Below are 15,533 nucleotides of genomic sequence, written 5' to 3'. Positions count from 1 at the left end.
CAAATGAGAGTACAGGCCCCTCATCCTGCCTATCGGCCACCTTCTCCCCGTTTTGACGGGGAGAAGGGGACAGACGCACCCGCTGCCTTCCTTCCCACCGCCTTCTTAGGCGAGGGTACAAAGGTCGTCCCCTCTCCCCGTTAAAACGGGGAGAGGGCTAGGGTGAGGGGCAGCCACATACTCAAAGCCCGACGTATCAAGCCTTCGACACCAGCGTCGGCTGCAGGGCGCCGGAGACGTTCGGCGTGACCTTGAGGCTCGATTTGTAGACGATCGGCTGGGCATATTGCAGCAGCGGGATCACATAGCCTTGCTCGGCGATATATTTGATCGCCGCCTTCCAGCCGGCAATGCGCTTTGCCTCGTCCTTTTCGCCCCAGAGCGGCCCCAGCATGTCGTCGACATCCTTGGTCTTCCAGGCCGAGTGCGGCGAGGGTCCGAACATGGCAAAACCGGTCGAGGTCGTCGGGTCGCCGATGGCGTTGCCCCAGTTGTAGAAGGCGGCCGGGCCAAGCTGATGGGCAGCGCGCAGCTCGTAGTGCTTGGCGATTTCGTAGACTTCGATGTCAGCCTGGATGCCCACCTTGCGCCACATGCCGACGATCGCCTGGATCATCTCGTAATCCTTCGGCTTGAAGCCGCGGGTGGTCTTGATGCTGAATTTCACCGGCTTTTCCGGCGAATAGCCGCTGGCGGCCAGAAGCTTCTTCGCCTGTTCCGGGTCGTAGGGGATTTTGACCGACGCGTCGTAGGCCTCATATTCCGGCGCTTCCAGCGTCGACAGGGCGTTGCCGTAACCGCGCAGCAAACGCTTGATGATCGCTTCCTTGTCGATCGCCATATTGGCGGCGAGACGCACATTCTTGTCGAGCATCGGATCGACATTGCTGATGAAGATCATGCCGATATCGGAGATCGGGGTTGCGACGCCCGCAAGACCGGATTTCTTCTTCAGCCGGTCGAAATCCTCGTAGGGGATTTCCAGCGTCACGTCGGAGGAGCCGGATTCGATCTCGGCGACGCGGCTGGTCGTATCCGGCACGAATTTGAAGATGACTGTGTCGAAGGCCGGCTTGCCGCCGAAATAGTTGGGGTTTGCCTTCAGGCGCAGATAGGAATTGCCCTCATAGGCATCGACCATATAGGGGCCGGTGCCAACTGGCTTCTTCTCAAAGCCTTCCGCACCCACCTTGGTATAATAGTCCTTCGGCAGGATGTAGCTGGTGAGGAATGCCATCCATTTGAAGAAAGTTGGCTCGAAGCGGACGACATCGCCGGTGATGCGGTTGCCTTCCACCTTGTAATTGTTGGCGGTCGACCAGATGAACTGGATCGGATTGCCCGTGTCCTGCTTGGCGGCGCGCTCCAGCGACCAGACGACATCATCAGGCGTGAACTTGGAGCCGTCGTGCCAGGTCACACCTTCGCGCACGTCCATCCAGACTTTTGTCTTGTCATCGTTCCAGCCCCAGGCCGTCAAAAGGCCCGGCTGGAACTTCAGGTCCGGTCCCTGGCCGATATACTGGTCGAAGATCGAGCGATAGATCGCCTGGATCGCCGGATTGACGGCGGATGGGCCGGTCGTCGGATCGAAGGATGGCAGGTTGACGTTGAAGGCGATGGTCAGCGTGCCGGCTTCGGCAGCTTCCACAGATGTTCTGCCTGCTAAAATCCCAGTAATAAATGCAGCTGCGCCGAGGCTGAGTGCCTCGCGCCGAGTAAGCTTAGTCATGGTCACTCCGTTCCCCTGTTAAGCGACAGAAAAGCATGACGCCCGACTGCCGCTGGCGATTTATTGTCGGAATGTTTTAATCTTAAAATACGTCTTTCAGAGCGGCAAGCGCTTTCTCTGGTGCTTTCAAAGAATCCGGCATCTATTTTGCGCCTAAATTCCATGCGTGTGCATATATCTATGTTGCTGGCTGCCGTTCGAAGCTTCTGATCTCGGAAAACGGATGCGCTGGCACCACTGTGGATCGGCAATCCATTCAGCTGCATCTCATATTTGTTCGTTGACAGTTCAAGGAAGTTCAAAATATGATTTTGCAAATGATTTAAAACAAGCCCACAAGGGTAAAGGGGTAACGTCATGGCCGAGCGATCGTTTGCGCGCGAGGTCGAGGATCTGAAGCTCGGGGAAGGTGACATCTTCCGCGGTGAGGGTATTCTCGCGATCACCAAGGCACTTTTGCAGTCCGGTGTTTCCTATGTCGGCGGCTATCAGGGCTCTCCGATCTCCCATCTCATGGATGTGTTGGCCGACGCCAAGGACGTGATGCAGGATCTGGGCGTCCATTTCGAAACGTCCGCCTCGGAAGCGGCCGCGGCCGCCATGCTGTCTGCCTCCGTGATGTATCCGGTGCGCGGCGCCGTCACCTGGAAGTCGACGGCCGGCACCAATGTCGCCTCCGACGCGCTTTCCAATCTGTCTTCGGGCGGAGTGACGGGCGGCGCGCTCATCATCATCGGCGAGGATTACGGCGAAGGCTCCTCGATCATGCAGGAACGCAGCCACGCCTATGCGATGAAATCGCAGATGTGGCTGCTCAATCCGCGTCCGAACCTGCCGTCGATCGTGCAGGCGGTGGAGGAGGGTTTTGAGCTTTCCGAGGTGTCGAACACGCCCGTCATGCTGCAGGTCGGCATCCGCAGCTGTCATGTGCATGGCCAGTTCGTCGCCAAGGACAATAAACGACCGGCCTATACGCTGAAGCAGGCGCTGGAAAATCCGGTTCGCGACGTCAACCGCATCGTGCTGCCGCCAGCTTCCTTCATGCATGAGAAGGAGAAGCTGGAGAAGCGCTGGCCGGCAGCGGTCAATTTCATCAAACAGCGTCAGCTCAACGAGTATTTCGGCCCGTCCGAAGGCGAAGTCGGCATCATCCTGCTTGGCGGTGCTTACAATGGTGTCATGCGCGCGCTGCAGCAGCTCGGGCTTGCCGATGTCTACGGCAATTCCGCCGTGCCGCTTTACGTCCTCAACGTTGCCTATCCGCTTGTTGATGATCAGCTCGCCGAATTCTGCGTCAACAAGAAGGCGGTGCTGATGGTGGAGGAGGGCGCGCCTGAGTATATCGAGCAATCCCTGAATACCATCCTGCGCCGCCGCGATATTCAGACCAAGGTTGCGGGCAAGGACGTGCTGCCCATGGGCGGCGAATATACCGCGCCAGTGCTGATGAAGGGCATCAAGAATTTTCTGGAGATCCATCAGCGCGTGCTGCTCGGCAACCAGCCGCCGCTGCCGGATCCGTCGCCCGTTCTCAACGATCCGAAGATCAAGGCGCTCGCCGAAGTCGTGCCGCCGCGTCCGCCCGGTTTCTGTATCGGCTGTCCCGAGCGGCCGATCTTCGCTGCCATGAAGATGGTGGAGAGCGAACTCGGCCAGCATCACATCTCCGGTGATATCGGCTGTCACCTCTTCTCCATCCTGCCGCCCTTCAACATTGGCAGCACGACCATGGGCTATGGGCTCGGGCCGGCTGCTGCCTCTGCCTTTAATGTCGCGGCGGACAAGCGCGTGATCTCGGTCATGGGCGACGGCGGCTTCTGGCACAATGGCCTTGCAACGTCGGTCGGCAATGCGGTCTTCAACAAGCAGGATGGCGTCATCCTCGTCGTCGACAACTATTATTCGGCGGCGACCGGCGGGCAGGACATACCGTCATCGCGTGCGCTCAACCCGCGCCGCAAGACCAACAATTCCATCGTCAATGCCGTCAAGGGTATCGGCGCGACCTGGGTGCGCCAGATCGACCGTACCTATGATGTCGCCAAGATGCGCGACACGCTGCGCGAGGCTTTAACCTCGAAGGAGCCAGGCCCGAAGATCATCGTCGCCTCCTCGGAATGCATGCTCAACAAGCAGCGCCGCGTGAAGCCGCAATTCGCCAAGGCGGTCAAGGACGGCAAGCGCATGGTCAAGGAGCGCTTCGGCGTCGACGAAGACGTCTGCACTGGCGATCACGCCTGCATCCGCCTTTCCGGCTGTCCCTCGCTGTCGGTCAAGCATACAGACGATCCGCTGAAGGACGATCCGGTGGCGGCGATCGACAATAATTGCGTGGGATGCGGCAATTGCGGTGAGGTTTCGGAGGCCGCGGTGCTCTGTCCTTCCTTCTACCGGGCCGACATCATCCATAACCCCACGGGTTGGGATCGCTTCGTCGCCCGTATGCGTTCCCGTGTCATCGGTTGGCTGCAGGCACGCCGCCGTGCCGGCCGTATCGTCTTTTCGGATTGAGAGGGCGCTATGAACGAGCATGTGAGCATGAGTGATCTGGGCGCCAGCAGACTTTCCACGGACAAGCCGCTGTCGCTTGCCATTCTCGCCATGGGCGGGCAGGGCGGCGGTGTGCTGGCCGACTGGATCGTCGGCCTTGCCGAAGCCGAAGGCTGGATGGCGCAGACGACCTCCGTGCCGGGCGTTGCCCAGCGGACGGGCGCGACGATCTATTATATTGAAATGCTGCCGGCAAAGGATGGTCATGCGCCGATCTTCTCACTGATGCCGACGCCCGGTGATGTCGATGTCGTCATGGCGGCGGAGCTGATGGAGGCTGGCCGCTCGGTGCTGCGCGGTCTGGTCACACCGGACAAGACCCTGCTGATCGCCTCGACGCACCGCTCCTTTGCGGTTGCGGAAAAGGAAAAGCCGGGCGATGGCATCGGCAATGCCGAGGTGGTGGTCGATGCCACGGATTTCGCCGCCAAGCGCACCATCGCCTTCGACATGGAAACGATGGCTGTCGGGAACGGCAGCGTGATTTCCGCTTCCATGTTCGGCGCTTTGGCCGGTTCGGGTGCACTGCCGTTCGGCAAGCAGGCCTTCGAGGCGATGATCCGCGCCGGCGGCAAGGGTATCGAGCCAAGCCTCAAGGCGTTCAATGCCGCGTTTGACCGGGTCAAGGAGAAACCGCGCGATGCGGTTTCCGCAACGCCGCCGAAGCATTTCGATGCCCTGCCGGAGACGGCTGGCCACCCGGCTTTAGATCGGCTGGTCCATCGCATCCGCGCCGAATTTCCGGAGGTTGCCTGGCCGTTATTGTTTGCCGGCGCCAAGAAGCTGACAGATTATCAGGATCCGGCCTATGCCGATGAGTATCTGAGCCGCGTTGCGGCGCTTCATGCGCTGGATCGCAAGGCCGGTGGCGCGAACAAGGATTTCGCTTTCACCGTGCAGGCGGCGAAATATGTCGCCGTCGCCATGGCCTATGACGATGTCATCCGCGTCGCCGATCTGAAGGTGCGTGGCTCGCGCTTCGAGCGCGTGCGCAAGGAGGTCGGCGCCAAGGACGACCAGATCGTCTACATGACCGAGTATATGCATCCGCGCATGGATGAGGTCTGCGGTACGATGCCGAAAGGCATGGGGCTCTGGATCGAAAACCGGCCGCGCCTGTTTGCTCGGCTCGACCGCTTCATTAACAAGGGGCGGCGTGTTCAGACCGGAACGCTGTTCTGGTTTCTTGGCCTCTACATGGTCTCGGCGCTGCGCCGCATCCGTCGCGGCACGCTGCGGCATGCGCGTGAAGTGCAGCATCGCGAGGCGTGGCTGACAGCGGCATGCAATCTGCTGGCCGCGAATTACGATCTCGCCGTCGAGGTGCTCGGCAACCGCCGGCTCGTCAAGGGCTATTCGGATACGCATGCGCGCGGGCTTTCCAAGTTCGATCGGGTCATGTCGGCTTTGCCGCTTTTACGCGATCGTGAGGACGGAGCCGCATGGATGCGGCGGCTTCGGCAGGCGGCACTGCTGGACGAGAAGGGCACGGCGTTGGACGGCGCACTGAAGACGGTGGAGACGCTGTGAGGTTGCCACGAGCGCGGGGCCTTATCTCGCCCTTGGCGGGCGAGAAAGCAATTTCACTGGCTTAGCAATTGCGACACAGACGCTGCCACTCATTCACAAGCTCATCGCAATTTCTAAGTCATTGAAATTGCTAGAGCGGCGTCCGCTTCTTGTTCGTCTTTGTCGCGGGGATTCATGCGTCCCTGCCTACCCCCGCCCTTGCAAATTCTAACACTTAGCCTTGCGGCTAAATGTAAGAATTTGCTTTCCCGCCCGCCGGGGGCGGGATAAGCCCGCCTCAGATCTCGTGCTTGCGGATATTGTGCAGCACCTTATGCAGGGTCGAGATGAAGGTACGATACTCAGCTTCCTCCACACCATCGAACATTTGCAGGAAGAGATCGTACATGGTCGGCCACACCTTCTCGAAGGCGGCGCGGCCCTCTTCAGTGATCGAGACGTCGCGGATACGCATGTCTTCGGCGCGGGGCTGGCGGCGGATGTAGCCCTGCTGTTCGAGGGAATCCAACGTGCGGCTCATCGTCGATTGCTCGGTGACGGCGAAGACGGAGAGTTCGTTGATGGTGACGCTGGAGGAGACGCTGAGGACGGCGAGTGTCCGCATCTTGGCGGTCGTCATATCGTATTCGCGCAGCTCTTCGGACAGGTTGGCGTTCCAGCGCGCCATCAGCCGGTTCATCAAATAGGGCGCGAAGTGATTGAGGCCGATTTCGCCCATGGTCGGGCGCTTGGCGTTCTCATCGCGCTTGCGCCTCAAAACGGTGCCTGAAAACCGCTCTTCCATCGACGATGCTCCCTAGGAAACGTGTTACTTCAGCGATGATGCGAGCAGGAAACCGGAGCCTCCGCCGAGGCCTGGACCGGGATGCGCCGAAGCGCCGATATGGTACAGGCCAGATATGTGGGTGCGGTGGTTAACAGATGACTTGAAGGGGCGCCAGATGAAATACTGGTCGAGGCCGCAATAGCCGCCATAGGGATCGCCGCCTACAAGGTTCATGTTCATCGCCTCCAGATCACCCGGTGAATAGGCGCGGCGAGCCAGTTTTATGCCGGAGAAGTTCTCGATATGGCTCGATAGCAGCGCCTCGATGCGGTCGGCATAGCGCTCGCGCACCTCTTCCGTCCAGCGGCCGTCTTCCGGCGTTGCGATCTCGCCTGCGGCATCGCCCTTGATATGGCGCGGCGCTTCGGGAAGCTGCAGCCAGAGGATCGATTTTCCTTCCGGCGCGCGGCTGGGATCGAGCGCGACAGGCTGGCCGACGCAGACGGTGGGCTCGGCCGGCAGAAGCCCGCGCTCGCATTCGTTGGCGGCGCGCGAGACACCGTCGAGGCCCGACGTCAGGTGCAGCAGCGCCACCTTGCCGAGTTCGGCATTGGCCTTCCAGCGCGGCGGCTCGGAAAGCGCGTAGTGGATCTGCATGTCGCCCTTGCCGTAACGGTAGCTGGCAACGCCCGATTTGACCTCTGGCGGCAGCGGATCGGGCCAATCCTTCATCAGCCGCTCGTAGAGCTGGTTGGGCGTGACCGAGCAGATCACCCCCGCCTTCGCCCTCAATGTTTCACCATTGGCAAGACGCACGCCATCGGCACTGCGATTGGTGTCCGGAATGATGGCCGCGACATCGGCGCTCACGCGGATTTCGCCGCCATTGTCGGTAATCAGCCGCTCGAAGGCGGTCAGCAGCTTCTCGGCGCCACCCTTGACGATCGGCGCTCCGCCCATCTCAAGCGCAAAGCCGATCACCTTCAGCATTTCACCGGAGTAGGCGCTTTCGGGTCCGAGGCCGCAATGCAGCACCCAAGGCGCCCAGAGCGCATGGATATCCTCGGACCTGTAGTTGGTTTCGAGATAGCCGCGAGCCGGCGTCAAGGCATCGCCAAACCAGGCGGCGAGCTTGCGCAGGCCGCGGTTCCAGCCCTGCTTGCCGATGGTCTTGAGGGTCGATCCTGACCACAATGCGCCGCCCAGCAGGGAAAACAGGAATGGCGCATCGGCGCCCAGCGCATCCATCTCACGCGAATAGGTCTGCCCGTCGCCGAGCGACAGTTCGTCGAAGGTGGCAATATTGCGCCGCCTGTCCTTGGAGAAGATCACGTGCGAGCCGTCGGGCCTGAGCACGCCTGTAGGAAGGTCGGCGTGGGCGAATGCCAGGCCCCGTGCTTCCAGATCCTTGCCGATGGCGCCATAGGCCGGCGAGGTGAGGAACAGCACCATGGTCGTCGCCATGACGTCGTGAATGAAGCCGGGCTCGGTGATTTCCTCGGTGCGCAGACAACCGCCGATGCGGTCGTTGCGCTCGAGAACGAGCACCTTGTGGCCCTTTTTGCCGAGCATGGCGGCTGCGACCAGCGCATTTATGCCGCTGCCGACGATGATGTAGTCATGATCGCCCATTGCTGCCGCCCCTCACTAGCAAGATGAACGGAAAGGAGGAGCCCGCCCCCAGACTCCTGCCTTTCCAGCCTGTCATGCAATCAATGCCAGTGCGCGGACCGGCGAACCGGTGCCCTTGACGAATTTCAACGGCGCGGCGATGAGAACAGCGCCCTTGGCCGGAAGCTGGTCGAGGTTCGAAAGGCTCGCCAAGCCATAGCGGTTGGCCTTGTGCATCAGGTTGTGTGCCGGGAAGGGCGGGTTCATGCCGCCGGCGGAACCGGCATCGGTGCCGATCGTTTCCTGACCCCAGCCGATGATACCCTTGGTGAGTAGATACTCGATCGCCTCGGCCGTCGGGCCGGGGGAATGCGGGCCGTTTTCATCGGCATTCAGGAAGGTCTCGGTTGAGCCGTTGCGCTTGTACCAATCGGTGCGCAGCAGAACCCAGCTGCCGGCTTCGATCGCGCCGTTCTGTGCTTCCCATTCCTTGATGCTCTCGACCGTCAGCAGATAATCGGGATTCGCGGCGGCTTCCTTGGAACGGTCGATGACATTGACCGGAGCCACGAAGTTCTGCGGCGGAATGGTATCCGTCGTGTTGTTCGGATGGTCCTTGCCGGTGATCCAGTGACAGGGCGCATCGAAATGCGTGCCGGTGTGCTCGCCGAGTTCCAGCCAGTTCCAGGCCCAGAAGGGGCCGTCCTGGTTGTATTCGGAGATCGTATGGACCTTGACGTTCGGCGTGTTCTTGCCGAACTGTGGCGGCAGGTAGAGCACTGGTGTATCCGGGCCGAGCGGCGCGGTGAGATCGACGACCTTGACGGAGCCCGAAAGCAGGGCCGAGGCGAGGCTGGCGAGTGTGGTAGCTGTCATATGCTTGGTTCCCCTTGTTGTCGCGTGATCCCATGCGGAGAGCCGCCAGGCGGACCTTCCGATTGGGATCAGGCTTGAAGTCAGCATCGCCAGGCGTGGGGTGCCTTTCCTCCTGGCACCGGCTCCGCGCGGCGGCGGAATAGGGGGAGCCTATGTCACAATATATGATATTGCAAGCATTCCGGCAGAGCTTTTGAGGTCGATTTTGATCTAAATCCAACCACTGCAGTGGCTTTGTAAGCTGCTGAAGTAAAACAGTATTCTTCGAGGTAATTTGGCGAGATGCCATCTTCGGTTGCGTTATATCTGGGGAATTCGCGCTGACAGATACTTGAAGCTTAAAACTCAAAATGTATGCATGTGATGATAATAATCGCAGAGCAAAAAGGGGCAGACGATGAGCTATGATGCGATCATAGTCGGGGCCGGTCATAACGGCCTGGCGGCGGCGGTGCATTTAGCCGCCAAGGGCTGGAAAGTCGCCGTCATCGAGGGCAATGCGGAGGCCGGCGGTGCGGTCAAGACGCGTGAGGTGACGCTGCCCGGCTTCCGGCACGATCTTTGCGCCATGAACCTCTCGATGTTTGCTGGCTCGGCTTTCCTTGCGCAGTATAAGAACGAGTTGCAAGCCGAAGGTCTGGGCTTTGTGCCGGCTGCGGATTGCTTTGCCAGCGTCTTTCGCGACAATACCCATCTCGGCGTCAGCACCGATCTGGAAAAGACCGCGGGCGCCATCGCCGATATCTCGCCGCAGGATGCTGCAGCCTGGCGCAACATGCTCTCTGAGTTCGGCGCGGATGCCCCCCATATTTTCGGCCTGCTCGGCTCGCCCATGCCGTCCATAGCCGCGGCCAAGGTTGTCTGGAAGGCTTGGCGCGAAAAGGGGACTAGCTGGGTCTATGATACCGCGCGCATGCTCTTCGCCTCGCCGCGTGATTTCCTCGATGCCCGCTTCCAGAATGCCAAGCTGAAGACGATGATGGCGGCCTGGGGGCTGCATCTCGACTTTGCTCCCGATGTCGCGGGCGGCGCGCTGTTTCCCTATCTTGAATCCATGGCCAATCAGGCGTTTGGCATGGTGATCGGCAAGGGCGGGGCCGATACGATCATCAAGGCGATGGTAGCCGTGCTGAAGAGCAAGGGCGGCGAGCTGATGCTCGGCACGCGTGTCGACAAGATCGTCACGTCGGGTGGCAAGGCGACCGGCGTCGTTCTTGCCGATGGGCGCCGCTACGAGGCGAAGCGCGCCGTCATCGCCAATGTCCACCCGCAGATCCTGTTCGGTAAGCTTCTCGACCAGGACCCGGCGCGCCGGGAATTCGACGGCAAGGTCGAGCGCTTCCGCGCCGGTCCCGGCACGATGATGATCCATCTGGCGTTGTCGGGCCTTCCGGACTGGGCAGCGGGCAAGGCGCTGCAGAATTTCGCCTATGTGCATATCGCGCCGGATCTCGAAATGATGTCGCGCGTCTATGCCGAGGCTATGGGCGGTCTGCTGCCGGCAGAGCCTGCGTTGGTAGTCGGGCAGCCGACGGCGATCGATCCGTCACGTGCGCCGGATGGCCAGCATGTGCTCTGGATTCAGGTGCGCGTGCTGCCTGCGGAATTCCATGGTGATGCGGCAGGCGAGATTTCCGGTGCCAGCTGGGATGAGATTAGGGATGCCTATGCCGAGCGTGTTCTTGATATCATCGAGCGCTATGCTCCGGGCCTGCGCGGCAAGATATTGGGCCGCTCGGTGTTTTCGCCCGTCGATCTCGAACGCGAGAATCCGAACCTCGTCGGCGGCGACAATCTCTCGGGCAGCCATCACCTCGACCAGAATTTCCTGTTTCGCCCCGTTGCCGGCTATTCGCGCTACAAGACGCCGGTCGCTTCGCTCTACATGTGCGGGGCATCGACATGGCCGGGGGCGGGTACGGGCGCCGGCTCCGGATTCATGTTGGGGAAAATGCTGGCAAAGTGACAATCACATGACTTGACGCCCAAACCTTTGACATTTCAAATATCGTTCCCTAGATCGCTTAGAATAGTGATGCGGAACGACAGGCCGAGGCGACGTCATGACAGAGTCCGAGAGTGCTACCGTTGACCTGGAGATCATCGTTCAGGGAGCGCAGGAAGGCAAAAAGCTGGAGCTGCGGCTCTGGTTGCGCATGCTCTCGACCACGAAGTTGATCTCGCAGGAAATCCGCCGCCGACTGCGCAACGAGTTCGGTGCGACCCTGCCGCAATTCGACCTGATGGCGCAGCTCTATCGTGAGCGCGAGGGCTTGCGGCTCGGAGAGCTTTCCAAGCGCACCATGGTTACCAACGGCAATGTCACCGGGCTTGTCGAGCGGCTGGAAACGGATGGCCTCGTGCAGCGCGTGACGCCCGATGGCGACCGGCGCGTGACGGTCGCCAAGCTCACGGCGAAGGGTGAGACCCAATTCAGCGCCATGGCCGCCGCCCATGAAGGCTGGCTGCGCGACATGATGGCGGATGTGGAGCCCGCGATCGTCAGCGAGTTGTGGCGGGATATCGGCGCGGTGAAATCATCGGTCAGCAACCATCTTTCGGGTGCCGACTTCGATTAACGGGCGCGCTCGTCCTTGAACTTCTTCTCAAGCACGCTGACGAGGCGCACCATCGGCCAGAGCAGGATGACGTAGATCAGCGCGGCCATGATCAGCGGCGAGGGGTTGGCATAGAAGCCTTGCGCGTTCTGCCCTTCTTTCAGCAGTTCCGGCAGCGCCACGGTCGAGGCCAGCGACGTGTCCTTGAACATGGATACGCAGTTACTCGTGGTCGGCGGGATGACGATACGGACGGCCTGAGGCAGCACGACCTTGTAAAGCGTGATCAGGAAAGGAATGCCGAGAGCGGCGGCGGCCTCGAACTGGCCGCGCGGTACGCTTTCGATGCCTGAGCGGAAGACTTCGGCCGAGTAGGCGGCCAGTACGATCGAAAAGCCGAGGATCGCCGACCACCAGGCCGAAAAGCTGATGCCGACGAAGGGCAGCGCGTAATAGATCAGGATCAGCACGACCAGCATCGGCATGGCGCGCATGATGTCGATATATGCGATCATCAGGAGCTGCAGCGGCTTGGGGGCATAGAGGCGGATCAGGCTGACGATGAGGCCGGCCGTGACGCCGATGAGGATGCTGACCACGCCGAGCGCGATGGTCATCCAAAGCCCGCGCAGCAATTGCGGGAAAGCCGAGATCATGACGTCGGAATTGAGGAAGGTATCGACGAAAGACATTGGCACTCCCGCGTGCGAAACGAAGACGAGGTTTCCTGCATCCACGCCGGCCGCAGAGGCCGGCGTAGTCTCATTTCAATGATGATCTTTTGATCACGCCTTGGGGATCGGCAATTCGGTGATGGTGGAGGAGCCTGCGGGCGCCTTGCTGCCGAACCACTTCTCGTGGATCTTTTCCAGCGTGCCGTCCTTCTTCATCGCCGTGATCGCATCGTTGATCTTGGCGACGAGCGGCGAATCCTTGGTCATCATCAGGCCGTATTGTTCGCCGGTCTTGATACGATCCTTGATGGCGAAGCCCTTGGTCTTGACGAAGAGATACTGCATGCCGGGAATGTCGCTGACGACGGCATCGATGCGGCCGGCACCGAGATCGAGGAACATGTCCTGCTGCGAGTTGTAGCCCTTGACGTCGGCAAAGCCCTGAGCGGCCTTGTTGTCATTGACCCATTTTTCGCCCGTCGAACCCGACAGCACGCCAACGACAGTGCCCTTGAGATCGGCAAGCGCCTTGATCTTGCTGCCTTCCTTGGCGGCGACGCCCATGTCGGAATCGTAGTAAGGCTGCGTGAAGGACTGCGACTTCAGGCGCTCCGGCGTAATGGTGATGGACGAGATCGCCACGTCGATGCGCTTGGAGCTGGTTGCGGCAAACAGGGCCTGGAAGCCGTAGTCGGCGATGTTCGTGGTCATGCCGGCGCGCTTGGCCGCCTCGTTGACGATGTCGACCTCGAAGCCTTCGAAGCCGCCGTTCGCGGTCTTGTATTCGAAGGGCGGGTTGTTCGGATAGGAGCCGACGTTCAGCACATCGGCGGCATAGGCAAAATGGCTTCCGCCGGCCAGGCCGACGGCGGTCGCTAAGACCAGCAGACTGCGACGAGTAATGGGCATTTTCTTAGTCTCCCTCTGGTTATGGCTACGGGCTTTTCCTCTTGCCCGCGGTATTCCCCGTCCGCCCGACCGGCGGCCGTGTCATGTCATCGCATCGACCATGCGGTCGAGCGCGATACGCATCTGTTCGGTTTCACGGAAGGTGCACATGCGCAGGAATGCGCGGGACGACTCTCCGAAATGGTATCCGGGCGCCAGGCCGACGCGCGCCGTTTCGAGGATGCGCTCACATAGCGCCGTCGCATCGGGCTCACCCTGTAGCGAGAAGAAGGCATACATGCCGCCGCGCGGCTTTTCCGGCAGGATCATGCCCGGTATCTTCGGCAGCTTCTCATACGCCAGATCGAGGCCGGCCTTGATCCGGTCGCGGATTTCCGCGACCAGCGGCTCGCCTTCGCGCAGGGCGGCAGCAGCACCCGCTTGAACCATGGCCGAGGTGCCGCTGTTGATGTACTGCGTCATCGCGCCGAGCTGGTCGGCGACGGCCGACGGGTGCGTGAGCCAGCCGACGCGCCAGCCGGTCATGGCCCAGGCTTTGGAGAAGCTGTTGATGGCGATGACGCGATCACCATCCTCGGCCACCTGCAGGATCGAGGGCGCGATATCGCCATCGAAATAGAGGCGGGCATAGACTTCGTCGGAGATGATCCAGATGCCGGTGCGGCGGCTAAAGTCCAGCAGCGCCTGCATTTCCTCGCGCGATGCTGTCCAGCCTGTGGGGTTGGAGGGCGTCGACAGGAAGATTGCGCGGGTGCGGGCATCGCAGCGAGCGAAAAGCTTGTCGAGGTCGAGGCGCCAGTCGGTATCGAAATCGAGCGACACGGCGCGCGGCTCGCCGCCGATCAGGTGGATGGCATTATGGATGTTAGGCCATTGCGGCGCGACGTAGACGACGTTGGTGCCGACATCGACGAGCAATTCGAGCGCCATGTAGAGCGCCTGCATGCCGCCGGGCGCGACCGTGGTGCGTTCGATCGGGATAGGGCGGCCGTGCCAGTGCGTCTGATAGTCCGACAGCGCCTCGTTCAAGGTCGCGAGGCCGCGCATGTTCGGAACATAGAAGGTGGCGCCGTCGTCGAGCGTCTTCTTTGCGGCATCGCGGATGAATTCCGGCGTCACCATGTCGCCTTCGCCGAACCAGAGCGGGATGACGCCGCCGAGTTCGCGGGCGCGCTTGGCGAGTACGGCGATGTTGTCGGTGCGCATATCGCGGATCTGGGCACGGATGCCTTCGAGGGCGTCGCGGCCCGATATCGCGTTCGGCAAGTTATGCTGCGGTAGAAGAGACAAGGAATTTCCCCTGGGAATTCTGCATTGGAGGGTTCAAATGACTGCGGCGGCTTTCACTTGAGCAACCCCTCAATTTCGAATGGTTATCCAAAAACAACTGCATTTCAAGGACAAATTTTAAGCTTAAAAAGTCTACCTTCCCGCTCGATTTTCCATTGCCCTTCGAAGTGGTAACACTCTGAAAGAAATTATCTTTCTTTCGTCTCTGCCATATGCTTGCCCTGTTTTGCGGCATCGACGCCGGCGGCCAGACTGGCGCCGAGAAACATCGTGTCGCTCGCGAGAATGAAGAAGCTGATACCGGCGTCCGACCATGTGCCGACATCGTCGGGCGAAGGGCGGAAGATGCCGACCGCGCGGCCGGCAGATAGGGCCGTTTCGGTGACGGTTCTGATCGCTGCGTTGAGCTTTTCCTTGCCCGCCGGTCCCATGGCATCGATCGAGACCGAGAGATCGCCGGGGCCAATGAAGAGGAGATCGACGCCATCGACGGCGGCGATTTCGGCGATATTGGCAAGCCCTTCCGCCGTTTCGACCTGGATGGCGAGCACTAGCTCCTCATTGGCCTTGGCGAGGTAATCCGGAATACGGTAGCCATAGGCGGCGGCGCGGCCGGGGCCGACGCCACGCGCGCCGATCGGGGGATAGCGTGTGGCCTTGACGGCGGCGCGTGCTTGCTCCGCCGTCGAAACACGCGGCACGAGAACGCCCGCGGCGCCGGCATCCAGAACGGCCGCGATATCCTCAGCCGCATGACCGGGGACGCGGACCATGGCGGGAACGCGGTGGACGTCGGCGGCGCGGATCAGATCCTCGATGCGTTCGCGGCTGATCTGTGAATGCTCCCAGTCGATGCAGAGGAAATCGACGCCGGAGGCGGCGGTGACTTCGATGGCGACCGGATGCGGGATGGCCGCAAATGTACCGATGAGCAGCTTCTGCTCGATACAGTTCCGGCGGAAATCGCTCATCGTCACACTCCTATTTCAGCGGTCCCCTCAACGAGGGATAGACCGAAAGATACAGCTGCGAAGCGG

At 60.9% G+C, this 15,533-nt stretch carries 12 protein-coding genes; 4 read left to right on the top strand and 8 right to left on the bottom strand.

The genetic code is table 11. The annotated features are described in order from the left end of the window. Positions 1-196: 196 nt before the first annotated feature. Positions 197-1,732, bottom strand: coding sequence for an ABC transporter substrate-binding protein (locus GA0061103_RS14295; RefSeq protein WP_092712161.1), 1,536 nt, complete (start codon positions 1,730-1,732; stop codon positions 197-199). A gap of 357 nt (positions 1,733-2,089) precedes the next feature. On the opposite strand from GA0061103_RS14295, the gene GA0061103_RS14290 reads away from it, so the two are divergent. Beyond that, a complete protein-coding gene (locus tag GA0061103_RS14290) occupies positions 2,090-4,243 on the top strand; it encodes a thiamine pyrophosphate-dependent enzyme (RefSeq protein ID WP_092712159.1) in 2,154 nt (717 codons plus the stop codon). A 9-nt stretch (positions 4,244-4,252) separates the two neighbouring features. Further along, complete coding sequence (locus GA0061103_RS14285) at positions 4,253-5,812, top strand: indolepyruvate oxidoreductase subunit beta family protein (RefSeq protein WP_092712157.1); 1,560 nt, start codon at positions 4,253-4,255, stop codon at positions 5,810-5,812. Positions 5,813-6,089: 277 nt separating this feature from the next. Here GA0061103_RS14285 and GA0061103_RS14280 read toward each other — a convergent pair whose 3' ends face one another. From GA0061103_RS14280 to GA0061103_RS14270, 3 genes are all read right to left on the bottom strand, one after another. Beyond that, positions 6,090-6,596, bottom strand: a complete 507-nt coding sequence (locus tag GA0061103_RS14280; RefSeq protein ID WP_092712155.1) for a MarR family winged helix-turn-helix transcriptional regulator — start codon at positions 6,594-6,596, stop codon at positions 6,090-6,092. A 24-nt stretch (positions 6,597-6,620) separates the two neighbouring features. Then, positions 6,621-8,210, bottom strand: a complete 1,590-nt coding sequence (locus GA0061103_RS14275) for a phytoene desaturase family protein (protein ID WP_092712153.1) — start codon at positions 8,208-8,210, stop codon at positions 6,621-6,623. A gap of 72 nt (positions 8,211-8,282) precedes the next feature. Further along, a complete protein-coding gene (locus GA0061103_RS14270; protein ID WP_092712805.1) occupies positions 8,283-9,065 on the bottom strand; it encodes a cyclase family protein in 783 nt (260 codons plus the stop codon). A 397-nt stretch (positions 9,066-9,462) separates the two neighbouring features. Here GA0061103_RS14270 and GA0061103_RS14265 point away from each other — a divergent pair, with 397 nt between their 5' ends. Continuing rightward, positions 9,463-11,031: a phytoene desaturase family protein gene (locus GA0061103_RS14265; protein WP_092712151.1), complete on the top strand. Its 1,569-nt coding sequence runs from the start codon at positions 9,463-9,465 to the stop codon at positions 11,029-11,031. 97 nt (positions 11,032-11,128) lie between these two features. Continuing rightward, positions 11,129-11,644 (top strand): MarR family winged helix-turn-helix transcriptional regulator, encoded by a 516-nt coding sequence (locus tag GA0061103_RS14260; RefSeq protein ID WP_092712149.1) that lies wholly within the window; start codon positions 11,129-11,131, stop codon positions 11,642-11,644. On the opposite strand, the gene GA0061103_RS14255 is transcribed toward GA0061103_RS14260, so the two are convergent. The 4 genes from GA0061103_RS14255 to GA0061103_RS14240 form a co-directional block, all read right to left on the bottom strand. Continuing rightward, positions 11,641-12,315 carry an amino acid ABC transporter permease gene (locus GA0061103_RS14255; RefSeq protein WP_092712148.1) on the bottom strand — a complete coding sequence of 225 codons (675 nt, stop codon included), beginning with the start codon at positions 12,313-12,315 and terminating at the stop codon, positions 11,641-11,643. The genes GA0061103_RS14260 and GA0061103_RS14255 overlap by 4 nt on opposite strands. Positions 12,316-12,408: 93 nt before the next feature. Then, positions 12,409-13,206: an ABC transporter substrate-binding protein gene (locus GA0061103_RS14250; protein WP_092712147.1), complete on the bottom strand. Its 798-nt coding sequence runs from the start codon at positions 13,204-13,206 to the stop codon at positions 12,409-12,411. An 81-nt stretch (positions 13,207-13,287) separates the two neighbouring features. Further along, on the bottom strand, positions 13,288-14,496 hold the full coding sequence (locus tag GA0061103_RS14245) for a pyridoxal phosphate-dependent aminotransferase (RefSeq protein WP_092712145.1): 1,209 nt from the start codon (positions 14,494-14,496) through the stop codon (positions 13,288-13,290). A gap of 188 nt (positions 14,497-14,684) precedes the next feature. Continuing rightward, positions 14,685-15,467 (bottom strand): HpcH/HpaI aldolase family protein, encoded by a 783-nt coding sequence (locus GA0061103_RS14240; protein WP_092712144.1) that lies wholly within the window; start codon positions 15,465-15,467, stop codon positions 14,685-14,687. Positions 15,468-15,533: the final 66 nt, after the last annotated feature.

Origin of the sequence: Martinezella multihospitum (assembly GCF_900094585.1) — a bacterium.
GTDB lineage: Bacteria > Pseudomonadota > Alphaproteobacteria > Rhizobiales > Rhizobiaceae > Rhizobium > Rhizobium multihospitium.
The sequence above is the reverse complement of the archived record's forward strand: the minus strand, read 5'-3'. Positions and strand labels throughout refer to the sequence as shown.

Bases quoted from the DNA above. Each gene is read 5' to 3' on its own strand.
- GA0061103_RS14270 (WP_092712805.1), bottom strand. From the start codon at position 9,065: ATGACAGCTACCACACTCGCCAGCCTCGCCTCGGCCCTGCTTTCGGGC.
- GA0061103_RS14280 (WP_092712155.1), bottom strand. From the start codon at position 6,596: ATGGAAGAGCGGTTTTCAGGCACCGTTTTGAGGCGCAAGCGCGATGAG.
- GA0061103_RS14295 (WP_092712161.1), bottom strand. From the start codon at position 1,732: ATGACTAAGCTTACTCGGCGCGAGGCACTCAGCCTCGGCGCAGCTGCA.
- GA0061103_RS14285 (WP_092712157.1), top strand. From the start codon at position 4,253: ATGAACGAGCATGTGAGCATGAGTGATCTGGGCGCCAGCAGACTTTCC.
- GA0061103_RS14290 (WP_092712159.1), top strand. From the start codon at position 2,090: ATGGCCGAGCGATCGTTTGCGCGCGAGGTCGAGGATCTGAAGCTCGGG.
- GA0061103_RS14255 (WP_092712148.1), bottom strand. From the start codon at position 12,315: ATGTCTTTCGTCGATACCTTCCTCAATTCCGACGTCATGATCTCGGCT.
- GA0061103_RS14265 (WP_092712151.1), top strand. From the start codon at position 9,463: ATGAGCTATGATGCGATCATAGTCGGGGCCGGTCATAACGGCCTGGCG.
- GA0061103_RS14250 (WP_092712147.1), bottom strand. From the start codon at position 13,206: ATGCCCATTACTCGTCGCAGTCTGCTGGTCTTAGCGACCGCCGTCGGC.
- GA0061103_RS14240 (WP_092712144.1), bottom strand. From the start codon at position 15,467: ATGAGCGATTTCCGCCGGAACTGTATCGAGCAGAAGCTGCTCATCGGT.
- GA0061103_RS14275 (WP_092712153.1), bottom strand. From the start codon at position 8,210: ATGGGCGATCATGACTACATCATCGTCGGCAGCGGCATAAATGCGCTG.
- GA0061103_RS14260 (WP_092712149.1), top strand. From the start codon at position 11,129: ATGACAGAGTCCGAGAGTGCTACCGTTGACCTGGAGATCATCGTTCAG.